This window comes from Bacillus sp. AFS077874 (genome assembly GCF_002566505.1).
Classification (GTDB): domain Bacteria; phylum Bacillota; class Bacilli; order Bacillales; family Bacillaceae_G; genus Gottfriedia.
In genome coordinates this window covers 54,286-72,285 of the sequence record NZ_NUYF01000007.1, presented here as the reverse complement: position 1 = coordinate 72,285, position 18,000 = coordinate 54,286, and the positions used below count along the sequence as shown (strand labels likewise).

The following is an 18,000-nucleotide window of genomic DNA, read 5'->3' as shown; positions in this document are numbered from 1 at the left end:
ATCAGAGGAGGATTTCACAATGTCAATTCCAAATGAACTACGTTATTCAGAAGAACATGAGTGGGTAAAAGTTGAAGGTAACAAATACTATATCGGTATTACTCATTTTGCTCAATCAGAACTTGGAGATATCGTATTTGTTGAGCTACCAGAAGTAGGCGATGAACTTACTATTAATGAGCCATTCGGTAGCGTTGAGTCTGTAAAAACAGTATCTGAACTATATGCTCCAATCAGTGGTAAAGTAATCGAAGTAAACTCTGATCTAGATGAAAACCCTGAATTCGTAAACGAATCTCCATACGAAAAAGCATGGATGGTAGTTGTTGAAGCTACAAACGCTGCTCAACTTGATGAGTTAATGACTGCTGGTCAATACGAAGAAATGATTAATCAAGATTAATTATCTAATTAAGCGTCCTTTTTGGGCGCTTTTTTATTTTTTGTGTATAATAAAAGTAATAAAGCTTAACTTATTTACATAAAACATTATTTAAAGGGACATTTTCATTTAGGGAAAAAAAGGAAACAAGAAAGGCAAAATCGAATATACTATATACAAAAGATTTTTAGTCAAAAGTTTTTGAGTCCTATACATTAGGTGATGCCCAGTGAATATTGAAGATCAAAGAAAAGTTATCATTGTCGAAGGTACTACTGATAAGAGAAAAATACAGACGATTATAAAGGAGCCTGTAGATATTATCTGTACGAATGGTACAGTTGGTACTTCAAAGCTAGATGAGCTTGCTGAAATGTTAGATTTAAGAGATATCTACGTGTTAGTAGACGCAGATGAGGCCGGTGAAAAGCTTAGAAGACTGTTAAAAAGAGAATTTCCACAGGCAGAGCATCTGTACATTGATAGAAGTTATCGAGAAGTGGCAACAGCTCCGAGTCAACATTTAGCTAGTGTATTATTAGGGGCGGATATTTTAGTATTTACAGATTATTTACGTACAAATTAAAGAGGAATAATGATCATGCAGCAATGGACAAAGAATGAAATAATGCAAAGAATTCAATCAAAAGAGACGACAGTTATTTATATTTATACCGCAATGTGTGGTACATGCCAAGTAGCATCTAAAATGCTAGAAGTAGTCAATGAGATTCTGCCAAATTTACCTATTAGCAAGGTAAATATTAATGAAATAGTGGAAGAAGCTCAAAACTGGAAGGTTGAAAGTGTACCTTGTTTACTTATTTTTGAGAATGGGGAAATGAAACAAAAAATCTACGCTTTCCAGTCTGTACCATATTTACATGAATTGTTAAAAAAATATAATTTATATATTAAACGATGAGTGCATACTGTATGTTGCACTCTTTTTATTTGGCTTAAAATATTTCCTGATTTTAGACATATTTCTCGGGAAATGAGTTGAATGCTGTAGAAATAAAATTAAAATATAGATTTTTATCAAGGTAAATGTCGAGCGAAATATAAAGAATACACCCCTTATCTATGAGAAAATAAGATTAAAGAATTCGGGAGAGGTGTTTATTATGGAAATCAAGGAGTGGATTGGACAAGCAAGAAACCTATTTATAAAAAAGGAATATTTACAAATCATTTTGCCGATTGAAGAAAGAATTGTAGAATTTAACTGTCTAAATGAAAAAGTTTATATAAAGTTAAGTAAAAAGGCTCCTTTTATCGAGGTAATTGATCGTGCGATTCCGCAACTTAGAGTTAATTTTTCGAAAGATGGATGGGAATATTTAAATTCAGGTTCGCAAAGATTAGGACTTTTATTAAAACTGAAAGATGCTTCTTTTGAAGGGAACTATCGATTATTACTACTAATGGAAACGATTTTTCAATATACAAGTGTTGAAAACGAAAAAAAACTTTTAGAAAATTGTTGACAACTAGTGTCTAACTTTGTAGAATTGGACTTACGTTAAAGAAATTACGTGAAACAACTTAATAGATCGTAAGATTAACTCTTATCGAGAGAGGTGGAGGGACTGTGCCCTGTGAAACCCAGCAACCGTCAATGATCGTCATTGAAATGGTGCTAATTCCTGCAAAGCATATGCTTTGAGAGATGAGAGAAAGGAATACTTTTTGTATGTTAAACCTTTCTGCTCATGTGAGTTGAAAGGTTTTTTTGTTTTTTGCGACTAAAAAGGTACCTACTTTCAAAAAATTGAAAGATAAGTTGTTAGAATGTTTCGAAAGGAGATCAAGTGTATGATTCAAATAAATAATGTAAGTAAGACTTACAAAGGTAAAAAGGGCACAGTTACCGCAGTACAAAATGTTTCGTTAACAATTGAAGCAGGTGAAATTTTTGGCATGATCGGATATAGCGGCGCAGGGAAAAGTACGTTATTACGTATGCTAAATGGACTTGAGTCCCCTACATCAGGTGAAGTGATTATTAATGGTCAATCGATCTCTAAATGCTCATCCAGTCAATTAAGAAAAGCAAGACAAAAAATAGGAATGATTTTTCAGCATTTTAATTTATTGTGGTCAAGAACTGTATTAGAAAATATACTTTTCCCACTTGAAATTGCAAAAGTTTCAAGAAAGGAAAGTATTGATCGTGCGAAAGAATTAATTAAACTTGTAGGTCTTGAAGGTAGAGAAAATGCTTATCCTTCTGAACTTAGTGGAGGTCAAAAGCAACGTGTCGGAATTGCAAGAGCACTTGCTAATAACCCAGATGTACTTTTATGTGATGAAGCAACTTCTGCATTGGATCCAGAAACAACAGATTCAATATTAGCTTTACTGACAAATATTAATAAACAGCTTGGTATTACAATCATTCTGATTACCCATGAAATGCATGTAATTCAAAAGATATGCCAACGAGTAGCTGTAATGGAAAACGGAAATGTAGTAGAAGAAGGCCATGTTGTTGATGTATTTACTCGTCCTAAACAAGCAATTACAAAGAAATTTGTGACGCAAATCAAAGGCAATGATGAAGGTGCAGTAATTTCTCAAGGTGATGGGAAGGATAATACTTATAAGCTAACCTTTAAGAATGGTCAAGCAGATCAGCCGCATATTTCGGAAGTAGTTAAGCACTTTGATATTGAGATTAACATTTTGCAAGGAAAAATTGTTCAAACTGCTGAAGGCTCTTATGGGACCATGAAGATTCAACTTGTTGGAGACATAAATAACATCAAAGAGGCAATTGCTTACTTAGAATCAAAACAAGTTGAAGTGGAGGTAGCATAAGATGACACAACTTTTTCCGAATGTTGATTGGGATGCAATGCTTTTAGCTTCTCAAGAAACATTATTCATGACAGTAATAGCTGCGCTTGCAACGTTCATTTTTGGACTAATAATAGGTTTATTCCTATTTTTAACTAGTAAAGACCAGTTACTTGAAAATAAATTTTTTAATACAATCCTAGCAGCGTTTGTAAATATTTTTCGTTCAATACCGTTTATCATTTTAATTATTTTATTAATTCCATTTACGATCTTTATACTTGGCTCTATGCTTGGAGCAAAAGCAGCATTACCTGCATTAATTATCGGTGCTGCACCATTCTATGCAAGGATGGTTGAAATCGGATTACGTGAAATAGATAAAGGTGTAATCGAAGCTGCAAGAGCAATGGGAGCTAGTACCTTTACAATCATCATAAAAGTATTAATACCAGAAGCATTGCCAGCAATTATTTCAGGTTTAACGGTTACTACAATCGCAATTGTTGGGTATACAGCAATGGCTGGTGTAGTAGGTGGTGGTGGACTTGGTAACTTAGCATTTATGGAAGGATACCAACGTTCTAATAACCAAGTAACGCTTGTTGCGACAGTCATTATTTTATTAATCGTATTCATTCTTCAATTTATTGGTGATTTAGTAACAACAAAAATAGATAAAAGAGCTTAATCATATAAGGGAGGAACTAACAATGAAATTCAAAAAAATCGTAGGAATTTTAGGAGCAGGTGTTTTAGCATTATCTTTAGCAGCATGTAATAAAGGTGGAGAAGATAAAAACAAAGAATTAGTGGTTGGTGCATCAAATGTACCTCACGCAGTTATTTTAGAACAAGCTAAACCGATCCTTAAAAAAGAAGGAATTAACTTAAAAATTGTTAAATTCCAAGATTATGTATTACCAAATAAAGCACTAGCTTCAAAAGAATTAGATGCAAACTATTTCCAACACATTCCATATTTAGAATCTCAAATGAAAGAAAATGGTTATAAATTTGAAAACGCTGGTGGAATCCACATCGAGCCGATCGGAGTTTACTCTAAAAAATATAAGAGCTTAGATGAGCTACCAGATGGAGCTAAAATTATCATGAGTAGCTCAGTAGCTGACCATGGTCGTATGTTAAGCTTATTACAACATGAAGGATTAATTAAACTTAAAGCAGGAATTGATCCAACTACAGCTCAAATTAAAGACATCGCTGAGAATCCAAAACACTTAAAATTCCAAGCTGATGTAGACGCAGGAATGCTTCCAAAAGTTTATCAAAACAATGAAGGCGATGCAGTTTTAATTAATACAAACTACGCGATTGATGCTGGATTAAACCCAATGAAGGATGCTATTGCTTTAGAAGGTAAAGAATCTCCATATGTAAACATTATCGCTGTTCGTAAAGGTGACAAAGATAAAAAAGAAATTAAAGAGCTTGTAAAAGTATTACACTCTAAAGAAATTCAAGATTTCATCATTAAAAAATATAAAGGTGCTGTAGTACCTGTAAGTCAATAATAAGAAAAGAGAGGGTATCCCAGTTGAAATTATATGGGAACCCTCTTTTTTATTTGAAAAACTAGTAACTGCAAATAAATTTTGAAAATCGCAAATAAAATTGGCAAAACTGCAATTAAATTTAGAGAATCGCAAATAAAGTTTGGGAATTTGCAATTAAATCCCAGGTAGCCGCAAATAATGTAGAAATTTACCTATACTAGTAAAGGTATTACGACCTTAAAATTGTAAAATTGTAGAGACTTTTATGTGGAAGTTTAGCAAATACGCTCAGTTCTTTCTGAATCGAATAAAAAACTACTAATTATTTATAAAAAGACCGATTACAAACAACAAATAAACGAAAATACCTCCGACTCCAAAGTACTTGTAATTTAATAATAAAAAAGGGTTGTACATAAGTCAGTGAATCTAACTTTATGAAACAGCCCCTTTTTATTTTTAATTCTTTACAAGGATTTGATTTACAGGTGAGATTGGTGGTCGTTCAGCAATAACCTCAATAATATTTTTAGCTGCTATTTCTGACATAGCATCACGAGTTTCATATGTTGCATTTCCGATATGAGGTGTTAATACAACATTTGTAAGTGATTTTAGTTCTTCTGTTATTTTTGGTTCGAATTCAAATACATCTAGAGCAGCACCTGCAATAACACCTTCTTTTAATGCGTCTACTAATTCCTGTTCGTTCGCTAAAGGGCCTCTAGCTGCATTGATAAAAAACGCAGTATCTTTCATCTTGTAAAACTCTTCTTTTCCAAATAAATGGTGTAGCTCGGGTTTGTAAGGACAATGAAGGGTAATATAGTCAGAAGTCTGTAAAAGTTCATCCATTGATCCGTATGTGGCATTTAATTCTTGTTCGAGTTCAGTACTTAATCTTCTTGGTTGATGATAAATAATATTCATATTAAACGCCTTAGCTCGTTTAGCTACTGCTTGTCCAATATTTCCAAAACCGAAAATACCTAAAGTTTTTCCTGATACTTCTGTTCCTCTAAAGAATAATGGAGCCCACCCTTCAAAACCTTTTGTACGGCAAAGTTCGTCTCCTTCGACTATTCTTCTCGAAACAGCTAAGAGAATTCCTAAAGTTAGCTCTGCAGTTGCGTCTGTAGAAACGAGAGGAGTGTTTGTAACATGGATCCCCTTACTAGTTGCATAATCTACATCGATATTATTAAATCCTGCTCCGTAGTTAGCAATAATTTTTACATTTTTAGCAGCATCAATTACTCTTTTTGTGATTGGAGTCGATAGCAAACTTAAAATTGCATCTACCCCACCAACAAGCTCACACAATTCATCTTCTGTAATTAATTTCTCATTTTCATAAACAATGACATGATGATCTTTTAATAATTCCTCAGCCTTTTCTGGGATTTTTCCCGCTACCAAGATATGTGCCAAATTAGAAACCTTCTTTCAACAGTTTAATAAATGAATAATAACGTTTTTATTATAAATGAAGTTTCAAGTTTTTGTTTAATTTAGTATTTGGCAATTTAAAGAATATATTTATTTTTAAGGTCTATCAGCAACATAAAAAAGCAGACACAAGTCTGCTTTCAGTGTGTAGACAAAGTACTAAAAAACTTGATTTTCAGACTGATTGNNTTGTCAACAGTCTGAAAGCAGATACAAGTCTGCTTTTTCATTGATATCTATGATTTAAACTTGCAGTAGGGGGAGTATGTTTTACTGAATAAAACTTATTTAAAGATTGATCTACATATACCCAGCCCTTCCAGCCTAAGTGAATTGTATCTTTTAAGAAAAACTCATCGTATTCATGTGAAGAAAAATCAGCTACTTGGAATCCAGCATCTTCAATTTGTTTTCTTACCTTTTTGTAATAAACTTCTCTACCTTCTTTTGGGAATCCAGCGTAATCATACCATGGTCCATTTACTGGAACGGAAATAAACAACGCTTGCGTATGCTCTTTTTTTAATAATGCTAATACCATTTGAAGGTCATCATATTCTGGCGATACACCATAGTTACTATTTCGTTTATAATTTTTTAAAACTGGAAGACGATTTTGAATGTGCTTTATATAGTATTTATTAATTATTCCGAAATGGTTAGAAGTTGACTCACGTTTGCCAATTTTATCAGCAACTTGTGCTACCCGATCCCAGGATAAATCTTCATATTTTGATTTTTTTAATCGGAAGTTTTTATCAGGATCCATTATAACGGTCTCGAAAAGATCTTTCTTTTCAAGTATTTTAAAATAAGTGTAAGCTAACGGTTTTTCAGCCATAGCTTCAAACTTAATTTTTTTGCTATTTGAAATAAAAGCATTTAATTGGGTTACTAATAAAGAGTCTTTTTTGATAATTGATAGCGTTAAAAGTCTCTTTGCAATTTGTCTCTTTACTGAATTATCAATTGTATTATTAAAAACGAATGAATAAGTTTGAAGCGCAGAATAATTAGGTGAAAAATGAGTATCGTCAATGCCATGTGGAATGAACCACTGTGGAGATAAAACAAACACAATTTTTCTATTTTTTATTCCATCACCTAAAGATGCCAAGTCAAGAAAATGAACGAGACTTTGTGATCCCCCTCGACCAATTAGATAGGGAGTAAATTCATTTTTTTCTCCCATAAAAAATCTAGAAGGATGGAAGGGGTCTCTTCTAGCAAGTTCTGAAGACCCAAAAATAGGTAGGAATTTTGGGTCTTTTATCATTTTATCTTGAAGCAGGGTCCCTTGAAATGTTTCAGGGTTTAAGGATGCTGCTGTATTATTTAATCGTTCTTTTGTAATAAATAGTTCGTAAAAAGAATTTGGAAGATACAAAGCTAGTAAAAAAATGAGAATAGCTGTTATCATCCCAAAAAATTGAACTTTTTTCATTTTCTATCCTCTAAAATCGAAATGATTTTATTTGGTGTTGCCCACTCCTCGCGATCGAAGTCAGAAATCGTCACGTTGATACCGAGTTGTTCTTCAATTTCAACTAATAAGCTAACTGTACCAAATGAATCTAATAATCCTTCTTCAAAAATCAGAATATCTGGGTTTTCAATCACTTCATCTGTATTACATAAATCTGCTAAAATGTTTAAAACTTCTGCTCTTAAATTTTCCATTATACTAATTCTCCTTTAGTTAACTAGATGTCCTGAAAATATTAAAAATCCGAAACAAATAAAATGGAATGTAATAATAACCGCCAATACATGTGTTAGTTTAGTATTTTTCCAAATCTTTTTTTTCTTATTGAATTGTTCAAACCAATCAAAACTACACATCAATATGGCTTGGTATAAACCATAAAGTAGGTAATTAATTTGGATCCCATGCCATGCACCCATTAGTAAAAATAAGGTAGTATAACTGATATAAGAAATAGTTCTTCTATTTTTAATCATTTTTTTCTTAGTCAGTAAGAATACCATTCTCATATATACATAGTCGCGAAACCAAAATGATAAGCTCATATGCCAACGATTCCAAAAGTCTTTTATGTTCCGACTAATGAATGGCATATTAAAGTTTTCAGGTGTTTTAATACCTACTATATAACTAACGCCGATTGCAAATGCACTATAACCTGCAAAATCAAAAAATAAGTACAGACTATATGCATACATATACGTTAGATTTGAGACAAATGTATGCCCGAGTGTAAACTGTGTTTCAAGTATATGAACGTTAATTAAATAACCAATTATATATTTATAGAGAAAACCAATAAAAATTTTATGAACACCAATTTGAAAATACTCCCTGTATTCAATAGCCGTTAGCTTTTTTTGACAATCCTGTTGAAATCTCCTAAAACGATCAATTGGTCCAGATGAAATCGTTGGAAAAAATAATAAAAACTTCAAGAAATCAACAATTTTTATTTCCTTTATACTGTTGTCACGAATTTCAATAATGACTTGTGTTGCTTTAAATGTTAAATAGGAAATTCCTAAAAAGCCTACAAGTGTAGTACTTTCAAAAATCGGTGAAACCTTTACAATCAATAAAGGTAAAATTGATAGAAAAACACTTAAGTAATAAACAGTTGAATGGTTTGAGTTCTTCCGATAAACACTATAACCTTTTATTAAAATAACTACCCAAACTATATAAGCAACTAAATAAAAGGTTTGTATTTTAGAAGAGGAAAAGACTATTAATAAAAACACAAAAGAAAGAAATGTTGTGTAGTTAGTTGATCTTTTTCCTATAAACCCTAATATGACTGCTGGGATTAGCAGAACAAATAAAATACCGAAAAACGTAAAACTACTGTATGGAATCATTGGTAGGTTTGCTCCAATAATTTTTTTCGATCAACTTTACCGTTCGTTGTCATTGGTAAGCTTTGTAAATAACTAAATTTTCTTGGAATCATATAAGTCGGCATATATTTATTTAATTCTTGTTTTAAAAAACGTGTTAAATGATATTCCTTTTCGAAATCGTGTTTTTTTACGACTACTAGGCAATGTAAATCGTTACACTTACCATCCTTCATCTCCGGTAATATAACTGCAGAATGAACTAATGGTAATCTTCTAATGTTATTTTCAATGTCCTCAATTTCAATCCGATAACCGTGTAGCTTTACTTGGAAATCAATCCTACCTTTATAGAACAATAACCCGTTATCAAAGTAACCAGAATCACCAGTTTTATAGGCCCGCATGCCATTTATTTGATTGTAGGCTGCATCAGTTTTTAACTGATTATTAAGATACCCTTTACTAACGCTTGGACCAGCTATAATAATTTCTCCTGTTTCACCATCCGGACGTGGGTTCCCCAATTCATCCATAATGTAAATGATTGTATCGTCTTTCGGCGTACCAATCGGTAATGGGGAGTATTGGTTTATAACTTCCTCAGTAATCTGGACGAATGTTACAGCAACTGTCGTTTCTGTTGGACCGTAAGTATTATAAATCTCTGCTTTAGGAAATCTAGATAAAATCTGTTTAGCACTATTATTCGATAGTACTTCACCACAGAAAAGAAAAGTTTTTAAGTTTGGTAGTAACAATTCGCTGAAATTTGGATTCATCATACACATCTCTATAAATGAAGGTGTAGAAGTCCAAACCTCAATATCACTTGCCATTAAATAATCGAATAGTGCCTTTGGTCGCTCAATCAAAGATTTTTCAACAGAAATGAGTGTGCCACCGGATAATAACGATGGATATAAATCCATTACTGATAAATCAAAAGAGAAAGGAGCTTGGTTCAAAAAGCGTTGTCCATAGTGTATATTAAAATCCTTCAATATCCAATTGGTAAAACTACGTAAGTTTTTTTCAGTAATTTGTACGCCCTTTGGATCTCCAGTACTGCCAGAAGTATAGATAATATAAAATGTTTCATCGTCTTTAACATTGAAATCAGTTAAAGGTTTGACTAGATTTGTAGAATCAATAATCTTCTGTAGTTCTCCAAAATTTATGATATTAATTGAATCAAACCCTAAAGTAATATCTTTTGGTGTAATTAATAAAGTAGCTCCAGAATTTGTAATCATTTTTTTGAGCCTCTCAAACGGAATAGACTCATCAACAGGAATATAAGCACAACCTGCTTTTACACTTCCTAAGAAAATGGAAATCATTTCTGCCTGCATATGGCCATACACAATAATGGGCTTATTTGTAAAATTATTTTTAATCATCCAGCTAGCAATCGCATCTGATTGTTGCTTTAAAGTTTTATATGTTAACGAATAATCACTATTTTGAAATGCGATAGTGTCTGGGGTGTTAATTGCCCAATAATCTATTTGTTCAATAATTGATTTCATCAGTTCACATCCTAAAAATCGTTATATATAAAGGTCCCTGTAAATGAATCTTTAAATCCATATAAGTAGAGTAGTGCAAGTAAAATTGATAAATAAAACGCAGTATAAAATAAAAATCTTAATGCCTTTGAACGGAAAATATGGATTTTACCCATTTGTTTTCACCTTTCTTAATTTTTAGCTAGACGTATTATAACACCGAAAAAAAGATGAAAAATTAACAAAACACCTTTTAAAATTACAGGCAGATAATAAATTATTAAAGGTTAAGTAAATTTTTTCTAATTAAAATCTAAAGATTAATGGACGAGATTGTTAATACAATTAGGATAAAGTAAATGAAATGAACTTTTGTTCTTAGTTCATTACTTACCATAACTTTAAGATAGTAGGTGATTGGATCTAAAAAAATGAACAGTAAAATAGTGGTAAGGTAAAAATAATGGGGAAAAGGGAATATAGGTAAGTCCTTGGCCCTGCTCTATGGGAGATCGGTAAATGATGAAAAAGATTTTTTTGTTCTTGATTCCTAGTTTCTTAACTGTTTTAATAATGTCTCCATTTTGTAGTTTTATCTGGAATAAAAACTCTTCGAAAGTGACAGTTTCGAATTACTCTACTATGAAAAAAGTTGATTTTACTAATGATCAAAATAAGAATACTGGAGAGATTGATCGCTACTTACAGCAAATTCATTTTAACGGAGTTGTTCTTGTTAGGAAGAATAAAGAAAATATCCTTAATAAGGGATACGGTTATCGAGATATACAAAATCAGTTACAGAACACATCAAATACGTACTTTCCAGTTGGCTCAATTTCTAAATTTTTTGTTTCAACGTTGTTAATGCAATTAAATGAGGAAGGTAAAATATCGTTTAACGATCCGATTTCAAAATATATACCGGAATTTCCAAATGGATCAAAATTAACATTATTTCATTTAATTTCACATACTTCAGGGATTAAGAGAGAAAAAGAGTTATTTAATCCAATTTCATCAACTGGTTTAATAAAGAAAATCGTTAAATCAAATGCTCACTACAAACCGTTAAACAAATGGGATTACAATGATACAAATTATATTTTACTTGCTTACGTTATAGAAAAAGTAACTGGAATTCCTTATGGAGAATATATAAAAACACATATTTTCGATAAAGCGAATATAACTGAAATTGGACAAGGTAATGATTTTTATAAAAAAGGGAATCATGCACTAGGTTATTTATTAATTCAATCTAAAAATAATCCGAAGCAATTACGTATTCCCAATTTTAGCTATTTATTAGGCTGTGGAGATATTTATTCAACGGTTTCAGGAATACAAAAAATGGACGAGGCACTTATTTCGAATAAGCTTATTTTGGCTAAAAGTTTTACTCAATTTATTAAGCCGTATCAAAATCATTATGCATATGGAATGTATAATAAAGGAAAGTATTTATACAATCATGGGGTAGTTCCAGGAATTAATTGTGTGAATGTATTCGATCCAGTTTCGAAAACATATGTAATTGTGTTTTCTAATAGTCAAATAATGAAGCCAAATACATTTGCGATCGCAATGAACTTATTTAAACTAGTTAACAAAATTAGTTGAGAACAGTTTGTTGTTTGATTGTGAGATTCCAGACTCTTATAAAATATTTCATAAATTAAATAAAAGATACTCATACTATTTTTTGATAAAGAAAATAGGAGGAGTCTAGTGAAAAAGTTTCTATATTATTTCTTATTAATCATAATGACTAGCAGTATTAATTTGGGCTCTATTAAATTTGTTAATGCGGAAACGAAAGCCGGGTTTAATGAAAACTCATTAACGAGACATATTAAAATTATTGAACAAAAACTAAATGATGCCCCGTTTAAGTATCCACAAATAAGTGGAGCATCTAATTCAACTGCACAACAAAAGGTCAATAGCATCTTAAAACAAGGTGCTGATTTAGCGAAAAATAATCGTTTAAAGCTATTAGAAGACGAGAAAGAAGCTAAGTCAAAATGGGATGCTAGCCAAGGGCCGTGGAGACCGTATGAATATGTTTTTACTTATAAAGTACTGTACAACAATCTTGATAAATTAAGTGTTATTTATAATGAGTATTCATATACAGGTGGGGCACACGGGATGACAATGGGTACTACATTTAATTTTGACGTGAAAACAGGTGATGTAGTTCCACTATCTAAGTTAATAAACGAAAATACAAAATCCGTACAAGAATATGCTTATCAGCAATTACAAAAGAAATATAAAGGATATGTATTAATAAAATCCCCTAACGAAATTGACTTAAGTGACAAAAACCGACTATGGGCATTTGACCATGCGGGAATTAAATTAATCTTTAAAGAATATGAAGTAGCCGCATATGCTGCTGGCATGCCAGAGGTCTTTATACCTGTACAGGTTTATCAATAATAAACTCGTTTTTCTTACATCAATAGAATAACGTGTTCAACTAGATTAAAAAAAGACTATTTTATAAAAATAAATGATTATTATAGCGTTTAAACTTTTTTAAATTAACAAGAAATAACTTTATTTAATTGGCATAATCCTTTTTCTTAGAGTGTTGAAATATAAAACGGTCTTTAGAAAAAAACATTATTGATGTGAAAATTCATTTAATCTGATTAATAAATTGTTATTTTACGCTAAGTCAAAGTAAAGGATATTAAATTAGTTTTTTATCGTTAACTTTTTTTGATGAACAAGTTGATTGGAACGGAATGATGCTCGACTCCTATGGGATAAGCGGGAAGGCTGAGACCCCGCAGGCTTGCCGAGGAGGCNNAAAGAATCTCGCCCCATGGAAAGCGAGCATCCTGTAGTGGAAATCAACATCACTAAACTCCCTTTACGAAACAAGAGAGTGATTGTTTTTCAACAACGTGAAAAAAGAACCTTCATTATATAAAAGGTTCTTTTCTTTATTTCTTTATTTCTTTATTTCTTTATATATTTATTTATTTATTTACTTATTTAATAAATTTGATTAATGAAATTAAACCTTTTCGTAAATAATGGTAGAGTCTGCATTAAAAACATTCATTTGTTATAACAAAATAAGAATAAGTTGAACAACTAAATAAATATTGAATAATCTAAAATTGAGTATGTACGATTAATAAAGTGTGTGCTAAAGGTCGTTAAAAACTAAAAGCAAAGAAGTTTACTAAAACAACTTAATCTTCAATCTGTTCTTTTAATAATAAAGCATAAAGATCTTCAACACGTTCGGACATAAATCTTTGTGAGTCTTCAACTCCCTTATTGTAAAACAAAGGTCCGAGTTTTTGTGATATAAAGTCTACTAGTAACATCGAACTTAATTCACTTAATTCTTCGTCTCTTTCTTGTAAGAAATACGTTTGTAGTTGATTAATCGCAAATTTTTGTTGATCTGGTGAAAGCTTAGTTGTTTTAGACATTAAATTCCCCTCTTTTTTAGTTGTGATATTAGTTTTTTTATTTCCTATATATATAGTATCTCTATTTATTCTTTTTTTGCGAAAATAAGTTACACGTAATAAAACTTTTTTGGTAAAATAGTGCACAGCTTGAAAATACTTTTTAATTGCTTTAAGATTAGAATGAGAATAAAATGAGAATGAACTTAAAATAGCCATTTTCTATTTTATAGAATTTTTATGTAATATTATGGAGGGTGTAAAATGGGAGCTTCTACATTAAAAATAAAAGACCTTCAAGTAGCAATTGAAGGAAAGCAAATTTTAAAAGGTGTAAACCTTGAAGTAAAAGGTGGAGAAATTCACGCAATCATGGGACCAAATGGTACAGGTAAATCAACTTTATCTTCTGCTATTATGGGTCATCCTAAATATGAAGTAATCGGTGGTAGCATCGAGCTTGACGGCAACGATGTTTTAGAAATGGAAGTTGATGAGCGCGCTCAAGCTGGTCTTTTCCTTGCTATGCAATACCCAAGTGAAATTAGTGGTGTAACAAACGCAGATTTCTTACGTTCTGCAGTGAATGCACGTCGCGAAGAAGGCGATGAAATTTCATTAATGAAATTTATCCGTACATTAGATAAAAACATGGAATTCTTAGAAATGGATCCAGAAATGGCTCAACGTTACTTGAATGAAGGTTTCTCAGGTGGAGAGAAAAAACGTAATGAGATTCTTCAAATGATGATGATCCAACCTAAAATTGCTATTCTTGACGAAATTGACTCAGGTTTAGATATCGATGCATTAAAAGTAGTTTCTAAAGGTGTTAACGAAATGCGTGGAGAAGAGTTTGGTTGCTTAATCATCACTCACTACCAACGTTTATTAAACTACATTACTCCTGACTTCGTTCACGTTATGATGCAAGGTCGTATTGTAAAATCAGGTGGTCCTGAATTAGCTGCTCGTTTAGAAGCTGAAGGATATGACTGGATTAAACAAGAGTTAGGTATCGAAGACGAGACTGTTGGGCAAGAAGCTTAATCGGATAGGAGGGATTCTCATGACAACTGGTACTACAATTCCATTTAGTCAAGAAACAGTTAAGCAGCTTTCTGCACTGCTAAATGAACCTGCATATTTCACAGAGTTCCGTTTAAATGCACTAGCAAAAGCTGAATCACTTTCTCTTCCAAAGCCAGATAAAACAAATATCTCTAAATGGGATTTCTTTGGAAAAGAATTTAATGTTACAGCTGGAAATGTTCCTACAAAAGATCAATTACCAGAGTCAGTAACATCTTTAATGAATGAAGACACTGATCAATCAGTTTATGTACAATATAATGGTTCTGCTGTATATCACTCTCTTTCTTCTGAAGCAAAAGAAAAAGGTGTAGTATTCGTAGATTTACACACGGCAATTAAAGATCACGAAGATCTTGTGAAAAAATATTTTATGACAGAAGCTGTAAAAGTCGATGAAAATAAATTAATCGCTTTACATGCAGCATTAGTAAATGGTGGAGCATTCTTATACATCCCTAAAAATGTTGTATTAGAAAAACCAATCCAATCTATTTTTGTTGTAGATGGTGAAAACGTACCTGCATATAACCACGTTTTAGTTGTTGCAGATGTAAACAGTGAAGTTACTTATGTTGAAAACTATGTTTCTACATCTGCTGATTTAGATGCGGCTGTTGTTAACGTTGTTACAGAAGTAATTACATTAGACAATGCAAAAGTTCGTTATGGTGCTGTTGATACTTTAGCTAAAGGTGTTACTGCTTATGTTGTTCGCCGTGGTCACGCTGGTCGCGATAGCAAAATCGAGTGGGCACTTGGCCTTATGAACGATGGAAACTCAGTTTTCGAAAATGTTACAAACCTAATTGGAGACGGTTCTTTCGGTGACTTGAAAATGGTTACTGTAGGCCGTGGTGAGCAAACTCAAAACTTTACAACAAGCATTATTCACTTTGGTAAAGGATCTGAAGGTTGGATCTTAAAACATGGTGTTTCAAAGGATGCTGCTACTTCAATCTTTAATGGTATTGGGAAAATTGAGCACGGCGCTTCTAAGTCTAATGCACAACAAACTTCACGTGTATTAATGCTTAGTGAAAAAGCTCGTGGAGATGCGAACCCAATTCTATTAATTGATGAAAATGATGTTATGGCAGGTCACGCTGCTTCTGTTGGTAAAGTAGATCCAACTCAACTGTACTACTTAATGAGTCGCGGTATTCCGAAGAAAGAAGCAGAGCGCTTAGTTATTCACGGATTCTTAGCACCTGTAGTTTCGGAATTACCAATTGAAGAAGTTAAAAAAATGCTTGTTGATGTTATCGAGAGGAAGGTTAAGTAATGGATGTTAAAGCAATCCGTGAAGCCTTTCCGATATTAAATCAAGAAGTAAATGGACATCCTTTAATATATCTGGATAGTGCTGCAACTTCACAAAAACCTGTTCAAGTAATTGAAGCTGTTGCTAACTACTATAAAGAATATAATTCTAACGTTCATAGAGGTGTACACACTCTAGGAACAAAAGCAACTGATGCATACGAGGGAGCTCGTGATAAAGTTCGTAAATTTATTAATGCATCATCTATTGAAGAGATTATTTTTACTAGAGGTACAACTACTGCAATTAATACAGTTGCTGCTAGCTACGGAAGAACGAACTTAAAAGCTGGAGATGAAATTGTGATTTCTTATATGGAACATCACAGTAACATCATTCCTTGGCAACAGGTTGCTAAAGCTACTGGCGCAACATTAAAATATTTACCATTAGAAGAAGATGGTTCAATCAGCGTTGAGCAAGCAAAAGCTACAATTAACTCAAATACAAAAATAGTTGCGATTATGTACGTTTCAAATGTACTTGGTTCAATTAACCCTGTTAAAGAGATTGCAGCAATTGCTCATCAACATGGAGCAATCATGCTTGTTGATGGTGCACAAAGTACTCCACACATGAAGGTTGACGTTCAAGACTTAGATTGCGATTTTTACGCATTTTCTGGTCATAAAATGTGTGCTCCTACGGGTATTGGTGTACTTTATGGTAAAAAACATCTTCTTGAAAACATGGAACCTATTGAATTTGGTGGGGAAATGATTGATTTTGTTGACTTACAAGATTCTACTTGGAAAGAACTGCCATGGAAATTTGAAGGTGGAACTCCAATCATTGCTGGTGCAGTTGGTTTAGGCGCTGCTATTGATTTCTTAACTGAAATCGGTATGGAAAATATCGAAAAGCATGAACATGAGATTGCGAATTATGCACTTGAACAGTTATCTACTGTAAAAGGAGTAACAATCTATGGTCCGAAGCATCGTGCAGGACTAGTAACGTTTAATGTGGAAGATGTGCATCCACATGATGTTGCAACTGTATTAGATGTAGAAGGAATTGCTGTTCGAGCTGGTCATCATTGTGCTCAGCCACTAATGAGATGGTTAAAGGTATCTGCTACTGCTCGTGCAAGTTTTTATCTGTATAATACAAAAGAAGATGTAGATGCTTTTGTAAGAGGATTAGTTAAAACGAAGGAGTATTTCAGCGATGTCTATTAATCGAAACATTGATCTAGATGCATTATATCGTCGCGTGATAATGGACCATTATAAAAACCCTCGTAACAAAGGGGTAGGGGCAATATCAGAAAACGATGTAACAATAAATATGAATAACCCTACTTGTGGTGATCGCATTGAACTTCGTTTAAAGGTTGATGATGGAATTGTATCAGATGCTCGTTTTGACGGTGAAGGATGCTCAATTTCAATGGCGTCAGCTTCAATGATGACTCACGCAATTAAAGGTAAAAAAATAGAGGAAGCTCTACAGCTTGCTCAAATATTTTCAGATATGATGCTTGGAAAAGAATACGATGAATCAATTGATTTAGATGATATTGAAGCACTACAAGGTGTTTCGAAGTTTCCAGCACGAATTAAATGTGCAACACTTGCATGGAAAGCGATGGAGAAGGGCTTAAAATCAGAGGAATAATCCTCTGAGCTTTAATCCTACTCTTCTATTAGAAGGG

Annotated in this window: 20 protein-coding genes and 1 riboswitch; of the genes, 13 read left to right on the top strand and 7 right to left on the bottom strand. The window is 32.6% G+C overall.

Annotated elements, in window-relative coordinates:
• Positions 1-19: 19 nt before the first annotated feature.
• The 7 genes from gcvH (at position 20) to metQ (ending at position 4,719) form a co-directional block, all read left to right on the top strand.
• On the top strand, positions 20-403 hold the full coding sequence (gene gcvH / locus COJ46_RS06460; RefSeq protein WP_097976298.1) for a glycine cleavage system protein GcvH: 384 nt from the start codon (positions 20-22) through the stop codon (positions 401-403).
• A 214-nt stretch (positions 404-617) separates the two neighbouring features.
• Positions 618-968 carry a ribonuclease M5 gene (locus COJ46_RS06455; protein WP_098565838.1) on the top strand — a complete coding sequence of 117 codons (351 nt, stop codon included), beginning with the start codon at positions 618-620 and terminating at the stop codon, positions 966-968.
• A gap of 15 nt (positions 969-983) precedes the next feature.
• Positions 984-1,307 (top strand): thioredoxin family protein, encoded by a 324-nt coding sequence (locus COJ46_RS06450; RefSeq protein ID WP_056468789.1) that lies wholly within the window; start codon positions 984-986, stop codon positions 1,305-1,307.
• Positions 1,308-1,509: 202 nt separating this feature from the next.
• Positions 1,510-1,872, top strand: a complete 363-nt coding sequence (locus COJ46_RS06445; RefSeq protein ID WP_098565769.1) for a hypothetical protein — start codon at positions 1,510-1,512, stop codon at positions 1,870-1,872.
• 78 nt (positions 1,873-1,950) lie between these two features.
• Positions 1,951-2,061: riboswitch (SAM riboswitch) on the top strand.
• 139 nt (positions 2,062-2,200) lie between these two features.
• Positions 2,201-3,205 (top strand): methionine ABC transporter ATP-binding protein, encoded by a 1,005-nt coding sequence (locus tag COJ46_RS06440; RefSeq protein ID WP_098565768.1) that lies wholly within the window; start codon positions 2,201-2,203, stop codon positions 3,203-3,205.
• Between the two features lies 1 nt (position 3,206).
• On the top strand, positions 3,207-3,875 hold the full coding sequence (locus tag COJ46_RS06435; protein WP_098565767.1) for a methionine ABC transporter permease: 669 nt from the start codon (positions 3,207-3,209) through the stop codon (positions 3,873-3,875).
• A gap of 22 nt (positions 3,876-3,897) precedes the next feature.
• Positions 3,898-4,719, top strand: coding sequence for a methionine ABC transporter substrate-binding lipoprotein MetQ (gene metQ / locus COJ46_RS06430; RefSeq protein WP_098565766.1), 822 nt, complete (start codon positions 3,898-3,900; stop codon positions 4,717-4,719).
• Between the two features lie 441 nt (positions 4,720-5,160).
• Here the strand turns inward: metQ and COJ46_RS06425 are convergent, their stop codons facing one another.
• From COJ46_RS06425 to dltX, 6 genes are all read right to left on the bottom strand, one after another.
• Entirely contained in the window at positions 5,161-6,132 is a 972-nt protein-coding gene (locus COJ46_RS06425; RefSeq protein ID WP_098565765.1) for a 2-hydroxyacid dehydrogenase family protein, read from the bottom strand.
• A 244-nt stretch (positions 6,133-6,376) separates the two neighbouring features.
• Entirely contained in the window at positions 6,377-7,594 is a 1,218-nt protein-coding gene (gene dltD, locus COJ46_RS06420; protein WP_098565764.1) for a D-alanyl-lipoteichoic acid biosynthesis protein DltD, read from the bottom strand.
• Entirely contained in the window at positions 7,591-7,830 is a 240-nt protein-coding gene (gene dltC / locus COJ46_RS06415; RefSeq protein ID WP_097976313.1) for a D-alanine--poly(phosphoribitol) ligase subunit 2, read from the bottom strand. Before dltC ends, dltD begins: the two co-directional genes overlap by 4 nt.
• 15 nt (positions 7,831-7,845) lie before the next feature.
• A complete protein-coding gene (gene dltB / locus COJ46_RS06410) occupies positions 7,846-8,997 on the bottom strand; it encodes a D-alanyl-lipoteichoic acid biosynthesis protein DltB (protein ID WP_098565763.1) in 1,152 nt (383 codons plus the stop codon).
• Entirely contained in the window at positions 8,994-10,508 is a 1,515-nt protein-coding gene (dltA, locus tag COJ46_RS06405) for a D-alanine--poly(phosphoribitol) ligase subunit DltA (protein WP_098565762.1), read from the bottom strand. The genes dltB and dltA overlap by 4 nt, the downstream gene beginning before the upstream one ends.
• 11 nt (positions 10,509-10,519) lie before the next feature.
• Entirely contained in the window at positions 10,520-10,663 is a 144-nt protein-coding gene (dltX, locus tag COJ46_RS06400) for a teichoic acid D-Ala incorporation-associated protein DltX (RefSeq protein ID WP_097976317.1), read from the bottom strand.
• A 343-nt stretch (positions 10,664-11,006) separates the two neighbouring features.
• Between dltX and COJ46_RS06395 the strand changes: the two genes are divergently transcribed.
• Together COJ46_RS06395 and COJ46_RS06390 are read left to right on the top strand one after the other, a co-directional pair.
• Positions 11,007-12,110, top strand: coding sequence for a serine hydrolase domain-containing protein (locus tag COJ46_RS06395; protein ID WP_098565761.1), 1,104 nt, complete (start codon positions 11,007-11,009; stop codon positions 12,108-12,110).
• Positions 12,111-12,218: 108 nt separating this feature from the next.
• On the top strand, positions 12,219-12,935 hold the full coding sequence (locus COJ46_RS06390; RefSeq protein WP_098565760.1) for a DUF3298 and DUF4163 domain-containing protein: 717 nt from the start codon (positions 12,219-12,221) through the stop codon (positions 12,933-12,935).
• Positions 12,936-13,702: 767 nt separating this feature from the next.
• On the opposite strand, the gene COJ46_RS06385 is transcribed toward COJ46_RS06390, so the two are convergent.
• Entirely contained in the window at positions 13,703-13,948 is a 246-nt protein-coding gene (locus COJ46_RS06385; RefSeq protein WP_097976322.1) for a DUF2164 domain-containing protein, read from the bottom strand.
• Between the two features lie 243 nt (positions 13,949-14,191).
• On the opposite strand from COJ46_RS06385, the gene sufC reads away from it, so the two are divergent.
• From sufC to sufU, 4 genes are read left to right on the top strand one after another with little or no spacing between them, the layout of a single operon-like run.
• On the top strand, positions 14,192-14,977 hold the full coding sequence (sufC, locus tag COJ46_RS06380) for a Fe-S cluster assembly ATPase SufC (RefSeq protein WP_091023520.1): 786 nt from the start codon (positions 14,192-14,194) through the stop codon (positions 14,975-14,977).
• A 19-nt stretch (positions 14,978-14,996) separates the two neighbouring features.
• Positions 14,997-16,304: a Fe-S cluster assembly protein SufD gene (sufD, locus tag COJ46_RS06375; protein ID WP_097976324.1), complete on the top strand. Its 1,308-nt coding sequence runs from the start codon at positions 14,997-14,999 to the stop codon at positions 16,302-16,304.
• Positions 16,304-17,524, top strand: coding sequence for a cysteine desulfurase (locus COJ46_RS06370; RefSeq protein ID WP_098565759.1), 1,221 nt, complete (start codon positions 16,304-16,306; stop codon positions 17,522-17,524). Before sufD ends, COJ46_RS06370 begins: the two co-directional genes overlap by 1 nt.
• A complete protein-coding gene (sufU, locus tag COJ46_RS06365; protein ID WP_025671513.1) occupies positions 17,514-17,963 on the top strand; it encodes a Fe-S cluster assembly sulfur transfer protein SufU in 450 nt (149 codons plus the stop codon). The genes COJ46_RS06370 and sufU overlap by 11 nt, the downstream gene beginning before the upstream one ends.
• The last annotated feature ends 37 nt before the right edge of the window (positions 17,964-18,000 follow it).